Annotated in this window: 1 protein-coding gene; it reads left to right on the forward strand. The window is 61.6% G+C overall.

The window, feature by feature from the left end; genetic code table 11:
• Positions 1-1,301: IS66 family transposase (locus tag EOM25_15055; GenBank protein NCC26497.1), on the forward strand; the 1,301-nt coding region annotated here is incomplete at both ends.

Below are 1,301 nucleotides of genomic sequence, written 5' to 3' on the forward strand. Positions count from 1 at the left end.
TGGGATTACTACCAGCAAAACCGCCATCTTCAGGACCGCGTGGCCCTGTTGCAGGCCGCCCTGTATGCTCCCAAATCCGAGAAATCCAAAGACCTCTTCCAGGGTATTCTGCCTCTGCCCTTGATCAAGATCGCAGAGGCGAAGCCTGCGGAAATGCCCGTCGTCGAGATTCCAGCCCACACCAGGGCCAAGCGAGGGCGCAAGCCCCTGCCGGATCACCTGCCGCGCATCGAAGTCGTTCACGATCTGCCAGAAGACCAGAAGGTCTGCGTCTGTGGGGCCTGCCTGAAGCGCATCGGTGAAGAAGTCTCCGAAAAGCTCGATTACGTTCCGGCCGTCATGCAGGTGGAGCGCCATATCCGACCCAAATATGCCTGTCCGGCCTGCGACGGCGAGGAGGGCACGCCGGTGGTGCGCATCGCGCCCATGCCACCGCAAATCATCCCCAAGGGTATGGCCACTCCGAGTCTGCTGGCGCAGGTCATCACCGCAAAGTTCGTCGATGCCATACCGTTCTATCGCCAGACCAAGCAGTTTGCCCGCTTGGGCGTGGACATCCCGCGCCATTCCATGTCCGGATGGGCCATGGCCGTGGCCAAGGCGCTGGAGCCGCTCGGAGAGTTGTTCCAGACGGAAATCCGCTCCGGGCCGGTCATCAACATGGACGAAACCACTCTGCAAGTCCTCAAGGAACCGGGCCGGCCCGACACTTCGACGTCATACCTGTGGCTTTTTCGTGGCGGTAACCCCGATCGGCCGACCGTGGTCTATCGCTACGACCCGACCAGATCGGGCTCCGTCCCCAAGGAGTATCTGGGCGAGTACAAGGGCTACATCCAGACCGACGGCTACGCCGGATACCAGGCCCTCGGTGAATCGGACGACATCATCCATGTAGGATGCATGGCCCACATCCGTCGTAAGTTCGTCGACGTCCAGAAGGCGACCTCGAAGAAGGTCATGCACGGGACGGCCAAGGAGATATTGGATCTGATCGGGCTGCTCTACAAGGTCGAGCACAATATCAAAGAGCTGTCGCCGGAGGAAAAAGTCTCCAAGCGCCGGGAACAGGCCGTTCCCATCCTCGACGCGATTCGGGCTATCCTCGATGACCGCATCGACCACGTCCCGCCCAAGAGCCTGCTCGGGCAGGCCATGGCCTACGCTCGCAACCAGTGGAGCCGGGCCGTACGCTACGTGGACTGCGGATTGCTCACGCCCGACAACAACGCGGCCGAGAACGCCATCCGTCCCGTGGCTCTGGGCAGAAAAAACTGGCTCTTCGCCGGCGTCCCCAGGGG

It is taken from the genome of Deltaproteobacteria bacterium, assembly GCA_009929795.1.
Classification (GTDB): domain Bacteria; phylum Desulfobacterota; class Desulfovibrionia; order Desulfovibrionales; family Desulfomicrobiaceae; genus RZZR01.